Below are 7,116 nucleotides of genomic sequence, written 5' to 3'. Positions count from 1 at the left end.
CATCGGAATGCCGGTCCGGGAAATCTGACTATCGGTAATTTTCCAGCTTCTGTTCGATCTCAAAGGGTACCCGTATTGATACTCCTTCCTTCATGAGGTTCATCAGGTTAGGATACATTCTGTTTTTGAAAGACTCCCAGTTACGGTTTTTCATTTCAGTCCAGCCGGCTTCGGAGAGGGCCAGACCTCTGGGATATGCCATATAAGTTGCTCTGTTGATGTCTTTGATGGCTTCTCCCCAGAGTGTTGCCATAATCCCCTTTATGTGCTTCTGACCGGAAAGAGGTTCTCCATAGCCGGGATCAAACTGGTAACATGTTTCCAGTGTGGTTATCGGCATTCCCCAATTATTGAATTCCGGGAAATCTCCGGTGTATTGAGGATAGTCAAGATAAGTATATTCACCGGGAGCCATGATGACCGGATTCCCATGTCTTCGGGTAAGTTCCAGGCACTTGGGTGTAAGTCCCCCACGCCAGCTTACAAGTGTGACTTCCGGATCATAGGGGAAGAGGTAATCATTAGCCGGCATATATATATTGTCAAGCTCACACCATAATATGGCTTTCTTCCCAGCCTCTTTTACACTTTTGAGAACTTTACTAAAGAATGGTATCATAAGTTGGGAAGGATCTTCGTATTTTAGTTCTGCCATCAGTTTTTGGCAGCGTGGACATTCAGCCCAGTTATATTTTATGGCAGCTTCGTCTCCACCGAGATGTATATATGGTGCAGGGAATATTTTCGAAGTTTCCTTTATAATATCATCAATAACTGTATATACTTTCCCGACTGAAGCACATAGCATCATATCTACGCTTTTCCCTAATTCAATGGGAGTGGCTGACTTGTGTTCGCACTTGAACTCAGGAAAGGCAGAAAGCATGGCACAGGTATGTCCTGGAATATCAATTTCCGGAATAACCGTAACATTGCGCATTTCTGCATATTTAATGATTTCTTTGAGTTCTTCTTTGGTATAGTGGTCTTTACTGGCTAATTGTGGATACTTCTCAATATATATTCTCCATCCCTGATCGTCTGTAAGGTGAAGTTGTAATACATTGTATTTGAATAGTGTCATTTTATCAATAAAGAATTTGATGCTTTCTACTGGCAGATAATTGCGGGCAGGATCAAGCATCATAGCCCTGTATTCGAAACGGGGTTTGTCGTAGATATAGATTTCACGGATTTTCTTTTGTGAAGTCATGCATATATCTCCCATCAGAATCTGTTCAAGAGTGATAACACCATAAAGAACTGCTCCTTTTGAAGCCCCTTTTATGGTTATTCCTTTATTGTTGATCTCCAGTGAATATTGTTCCTTGTGCTCAAGACTGTTGTCAATGATAAGTCTGATGGTGCCATTGCCTGTCGGGGATATATTGAGATTTTCGCTCATTCTTCTTTTGAATATATCCTGAAGTTTCTCAGCCGCAAACTTTAGCTCTTTGTTGTCGAAAGTGATGGCTGAATGTCTGGCATTGACAGTGAATACAGCTCCATTGCCGTTAATGATTTTGTTTGGCATTGGGATTAATGCAGACGTATTGTCCTGTCCGATCATTGTCATGCAGAACAAACTCAATACGAGGGTAAGAAAAAGGTTTTTCATATGGACTGGAAAATAAAAATAGTTATGTGTGCAAAGATAGGAAAAACTATTGTAAACGCCGCTTGATTTCATTATTATTCCGTTGAATTCCTCATTGTAGGTATTGAAGATGTATTACTGAATGACAGAAACGCAGCTATCGTTTATTTTGTTTGTTGATTATGCTCCCTGTAATGTTCTGTGCGATTGTTTCCATTCCCAAAAGGTTACAGATAAACAACCCAAGAAGTAATATGCGTTTCATAATTCAGATTATTTTAAAATTACACAAAGAAAGTGATTTTTTTTAATGTACAAATATTTCCGGATTTTACTGAAACTGTTTCCGCTTTCATAAGTTCCGCAAAGATGATTTAAAATGCGGGAAAGAATTATCTGATTGACTGATAGTGAATTCCCCTGGGGAAATATCTGTCTTCTGCCAGCTTTGCCAATCCCTTTTTAAACCTATATAGTTAGTGCGGACAGATATTCTAAATCTTTTTTAGGACTTTTGTCCGCACTTTCCCTATAAGTTTATATATAGGCTGGCAAAGCTGGCAGAGATGATGAGAAGAAGGTGCTCTTTCTCTGGGTAAATGCTTGATTCATATATCTTTAATGGTGACTATCCAAGCCTGTGCCTTTATTGCGGAGTGTGTTTTCTGTTGCGGAAGAAGTGCGGAACGGATGTTTTCTGGCATAATCTAATAACATGATTATTTTTATGGTTTTTTAGCGATAAATGTTTAACTTTCGGTGCAAATAAATACAGAATACTTATTTTAAATTAATCACTATGCGTTACATATTATTTTTATTTGTATTGTCTTGTTGCTGTTCCTGTAGCGGACATTCTGCAAAAGAGACCGCGGAAACAAGCAAAGCAGAAGTTTCGAAGGCTGATAAAACAGAAATGACCAAAGTAGATGATTCAGAGGTGGAAACCAATGCTCCGGAAACTCTTCAGGATGTATCAAAAAAAGATACCCCCAGAATCTATGAACAATCGGAAGTTGATGTAAGTGCATTTACTTCTTTGACTGGCACAAAGCTGGTAGAATTCTATACTAAATTATTCAAATATCCGCTTATTGATTCTAATGGTGAACAAATTCCTGTAAACGGAAAAGGGCAAGTAGATCTGATAATTGATGACAAAGGGAATGTAATTGATGTGGTTATCGTAAAAGGAATCCAGCCTGAGATTGATAAGGAATTCATCAGAGTATTGAAACAACTTCCACCTTTCAGGCCTGCACAAGTGAAAGGAAAAAATGTGTATTCAAAATTAAGAGCCCCTATAACAGTGGTCTTTAAATAAAAAATAAGTTCTTATGAAAAAAACATTATTCTTTAGCCTTTGCTTTTTCTCCGCTCTGTACGGATGCGGCCCCAAAGACAATACCGTTTCATATAATAAAGAAACCGGCCTGACGGTCTGCCATTATTCGAATGTCAAGGATACAGTCGATATAAAACTGAGTGATCTGGTAGAGAATTTCCGAATTGTCAGGTTTGATAACAGCCCGGAGGCAATATTTACTTACCGGACCCTTCCTACCATCACCGATCATTATATTGGTATTGGAATAACTGCAAGTCAACCTTATATGCTATTTAACAGTGATGGCAAATTTTTATGTACGGCCGGAAAGATCGGACAGGGTCCCGGTGAATATCCTATGAGTATTTATGATGCAGCCATTGATGAGCAGGAACAGAAAATCTATTTAGGTTGTTTTGCTTCTTTTGACAAGATCCTAATATATGATCTGAAAGGAAACTTTCTTGAGGACAGGAAGATAGACTACGAACTAAATAAGCCTAAATTTGAACTTGGGGAAGATAAATCACTTTCCATTGTTCATCTGCCCGTTCAGACGACTGGGGAAAGTCCGCTAGTCTCCCAATATAGTAAAGAAGGAAAATTAATAGCTCAACTGGAAGAAGCACCTTATTTTAAAGTAAATAATTACAATCAGGACATTTTTGCTTATCATAATGTTCCTGATTTAAGTTTCCATTTAACATCCGTTGATACCTTGTACCATTATATAAAATCGGAAAACAGAATTGTTCCCAAATTTACCTTAGATTTCGGAGCAATGGAAGATAAGCCCATCCACATCTATAATGAAATACCCGGATATTATATTGCGATAGTTTTCGGAAAAGGAAACATCTTTGTGGATAAGGAAAAGCAACAGGCCCGCTATGTAAGACTGGTCAATGATTACTGCGGCGGCATGAAAGTCATGCTTAATTTCAAGGACGGATGGGTGTGGCGTATTTTTGAGCCCGGTTATCTCATTGAATATATCCAGGATCGCATGAATGACAGTGACTGTACCGAAGAAGACCGGAAAAAGCTCCAATCCTTGCTGGATACCATTGATGAGGACGACAACAACATCATGTTTTTGGGTAAGCTGAAGAAATAGAAATTATTCCTAAGTAATATTGGATTTGTGAAAGTAAGGCTGTTTCAGGATTCAGAATTGTGAGACAGCCTTGTTTCTGTATGCTCGTCTTGCCGATAAATTGTTTCGCTTTTTGGTGAGATATTCTCAGTAATAAGGCTCTGTATTCTCTGCAAGATGCGGGTGTTTCGTCAGTCCGAAACAAGAGTTTCATCAAGACGAAACAAGAGTTTCACCAGCAGAAAATAAAAGTTCCACTAGGAGAAAACAAAAGTTCCACCAGCACGATACGGTAGAATTGTCTGCTCGATACCGTAAGATTCTCCGGTCGATTCCGGCCGATCGTCTGCTCGATTGGGATTGATCGTCCGCTCAATGCCGGAAGATTGTCGTTTTGTCATGGTTTATTCGGATTTTATTTGTATATTTAGCAACTCCATATGTGTTTATCCGCATGGGGTATATTAGCCAGAACTTTAGTCTGATTGTTATAAATTATAGAGATTATGAAGGCTGTTTATCTTAAGGTTAGGCTGATGGCGATAGCTTGGCTGTCGGCTTGTTTGGTTGCTTGTACTTCCAATGTGGAAGCAGATCTTGAGGTGATTGAATACCCCATTGCTTTTCAGGCTTCGCTGACGGATATATATGGTACAGTGAGCGATGCACAAGGAATGGGTGATTTCCGGTTATGGGGATGGTATCTTACTGAGGATTCTCCTGTTCCCATATTCGAGGGCGATAAGGTGACAGATGGTACCTGGGCTTATGAAGGAGGACGACGCTACTGGACAATGGAGAAAATTCACAGGTTCTATGCTGTGTCTCCGGTGTATCCATTGGAAGGGAGCGGAACGAGAGTCAGTGTAACGGCTGATGGAGTTATTTCTGTTGCTGACTTTGACTGCTCCGGAACTGGTGATGAAGCCGTGGATCTGATGACCGCTCTGGTTGGGTGGGCAAGATATGAAGCAGAAGAAAAGCCGGAGAAAGTCGGGCTGGAGTTTAGGCATGAGCTTGCCCAGTTACAGATAATCGTTAAAACTGATCAGGGAGTTACTGCTACGATTCATGATGCGTCTTTTTATGACATAGCGGTTAAAGGCACTCTGGAACAGGATTCAGGCGAATCTTCGTGGAAACCTGCTGCTGTTGTCGGTAAGGCCGATACTCCTTTCCAAAAGAAGATAGAACGAGTGCTGAAGCCTGTCAGTCAATTAAGCCTTTTTGATAAGATGCTGCTGATTCCTCAGGATTGTATGAAAATTAAATTGGCTGTTAACTACACCCGTAACGGAGAGAATCTGACGGAAACGATTGATTTTTATGATTTGATTTCGTATTTGTCTGTCGGACAGAATTATCGTATTGAGCTGACTATCGGGGCTGATACGATTACATATCGGGCTTCTATTATTAACAAGTGGTGAGAAACTTTTTGTCCTGCCGGCAGTTTTCTGCCGGCAGGACAAATGCGATAATCTAATCTATATTGATAATTGAGGTTACTGAATATCTCTGATTCTACAATAGTTTATTTAAATCTCGACGAATCAATGATTTCATGATATTTCCTCTTATTCGTATTGCCCAAATTATATTTTACTGTCAATGAATAAATCGGCTGATTCTTATTGATTATATATCTTGTATATGCCTGGTCGTTTAGATCCACACCTTTATTCATTCTGTTCAAAATGTTAGAAACGTTAAAGCCAATGTCAAATCTTTTAATTCTATATGAGACATCAAAACCCAATTTAAAATAAGGATCTCCAATAGCTTGTTGTAAATATAGTTTAGGCTGGTAATATAGATTATAACCTATGTTCAGATTATCCAATACTTCATATTGTGTCTGGTTTGTCAAATAAAAGCCTTTTAAATCCATATTATAGAATTCGCCTAAATCTATTTTAAGATTTGTATATTTGGCATATCCAAGCCATGTGCCCAAATATCCGGATAACTTGTTGTTCAATAAAACATATGGACAACTCATTTGAAAAACAAACCTATTTTCATCTGACGAGTTTAGGGGGGTGGTTACTTCCTCGAATGAATTTGCTTCATTTTTGCTTATAGGACTAATAATATCTTTCGTATGTAAATAGGTCAATTCGAGATATAAGAAGTCAAACAGCAACCCTCCTACTGTAGCGGAATAAAATCTGGATGGTTTAAGATTCGGATTTCCAATAGAATAAGCATATTTAGAAATATACCTATAATTGGGAACATAGTCCAAAAAATGTGGCCGTTCAATGCCTGAAGCTAACCGTAGGGAAATATCTGCTACTGAGCTGAATTTATGTTTAATAGAGAAGAACGGGAAATAATCCATACGATTATAAATATACTCTTGACTGTTCATTCTCGATATTGTAGAGAAGTCAGTATATTCTAATCGTAATCCTACTGACATAAAGATATTTTTATTCTTATAATCATATTCCACAAATCCTCCATACACATTTTCATGCATTTTGTATTGATCTGAATATAAGAAATCTTCATTCATTATTTCTTTTTCTATAAATTGACTTTTGGGATTTATGTTACCGATAGAAAAATGCGAACCGGCTTTTAAAGTTGATGAGGTATTGATCAAAAGTTTATAATTATATTTCATTTGATGTTGACTGCCGTAATGCCGATTAATTGTATTGTGTTGCAATTCAGAAATATCTCCGTAGTCGTCTGTTACTTCGCTATTGATACCGTTGTTATGTGCTTTACCCCATATAACCCCATAGCCAATTGTATGTTGGTGGCGAAGTGTATCATTAGATGTAAATTCCATTTCTACTGTATATAAATCATCATCATAATTTTGAGTAGCTATGCCTTGTGTATGCTCTCTTTGTTGTTCATCTATATGGAATATCATGGCATTTTTAGCATTACTTCTGCCATTATCATAGAAACCGGTTGCAGCTCCAAAAAACTTATGGCCTTGCTTGGTTTTCCATTCCAGATTAAGGCTGCCTAAGTAGTCATTTTCTCTAGAATCTGTATTATAATCAAACAAAGACGATGCTGAAGAATTGGCGTATACAGATTCTTCTCTGGTAGTTTTGCGATCATATACATTAT

5 protein-coding genes are annotated in these 7,116 nt (G+C 38.2%); 3 read left to right on the top strand and 2 right to left on the bottom strand.

Going from position 1 to position 7,116, the window contains the following annotated elements:
- Nucleotides 1-28: 28 nt before the first annotated feature.
- Nucleotides 29-1,618 carry a beta-N-acetylhexosaminidase gene (locus BACCOPRO_RS08780; RefSeq protein ID WP_008142888.1) on the bottom strand — a complete coding sequence of 530 codons (1,590 nt, stop codon included), beginning with the start codon at nucleotides 1,616-1,618 and terminating at the stop codon, nucleotides 29-31.
- An 895-nt stretch (nucleotides 1,619-2,513) separates the two neighbouring features.
- Here BACCOPRO_RS08780 and BACCOPRO_RS08775 point away from each other — a divergent pair.
- The 3 genes from BACCOPRO_RS08775 to BACCOPRO_RS08765 all read left to right on the top strand — a co-directional run bounded on the left by BACCOPRO_RS08775 (nucleotide 2,514) and on the right by BACCOPRO_RS08765 (nucleotide 5,450).
- Complete coding sequence (locus tag BACCOPRO_RS08775; RefSeq protein WP_008142886.1) at nucleotides 2,514-2,921, top strand: energy transducer TonB; 408 nt, start codon at nucleotides 2,514-2,516, stop codon at nucleotides 2,919-2,921.
- Nucleotides 2,922-2,934: 13 nt separating this feature from the next.
- Nucleotides 2,935-4,041: a DUF4934 domain-containing protein gene (locus tag BACCOPRO_RS08770; RefSeq protein ID WP_008142884.1), complete on the top strand. Its 1,107-nt coding sequence runs from the start codon at nucleotides 2,935-2,937 to the stop codon at nucleotides 4,039-4,041.
- A 515-nt stretch (nucleotides 4,042-4,556) separates the two neighbouring features.
- Complete coding sequence (locus BACCOPRO_RS08765; protein ID WP_040311346.1) at nucleotides 4,557-5,450, top strand: fimbrillin family protein; 894 nt, start codon at nucleotides 4,557-4,559, stop codon at nucleotides 5,448-5,450.
- 104 nt (nucleotides 5,451-5,554) lie between these two features.
- On the opposite strand, the gene BACCOPRO_RS08760 is transcribed toward BACCOPRO_RS08765, so the two are convergent.
- The coding region (locus tag BACCOPRO_RS08760) for an outer membrane beta-barrel protein (protein WP_008142878.1) at nucleotides 5,555-7,116 on the bottom strand (1,562 nt) is incomplete at its 5' end.

The organism is Phocaeicola coprophilus DSM 18228 = JCM 13818 (assembly GCF_000157915.1).
Lineage (GTDB): Bacteria > Bacteroidota > Bacteroidia > Bacteroidales > Bacteroidaceae > Phocaeicola > Phocaeicola coprophilus.
This window is presented reverse-complemented; position numbering and strand designations above follow the sequence as displayed.

Bases quoted from the DNA above. Each gene is read 5' to 3' on its own strand.
- BACCOPRO_RS08765 (WP_040311346.1), top strand. From the start codon at position 4,557: ATGGCGATAGCTTGGCTGTCGGCTTGTTTGGTTGCTTGTACTTCCAAT.
- BACCOPRO_RS08775 (WP_008142886.1), top strand. From the start codon at position 2,514: ATGACCAAAGTAGATGATTCAGAGGTGGAAACCAATGCTCCGGAAACT.
- BACCOPRO_RS08770 (WP_008142884.1), top strand. From the start codon at position 2,935: ATGAAAAAAACATTATTCTTTAGCCTTTGCTTTTTCTCCGCTCTGTAC.
- BACCOPRO_RS08780 (WP_008142888.1), bottom strand. From the start codon at position 1,618: ATGAAAAACCTTTTTCTTACCCTCGTATTGAGTTTGTTCTGCATGACA.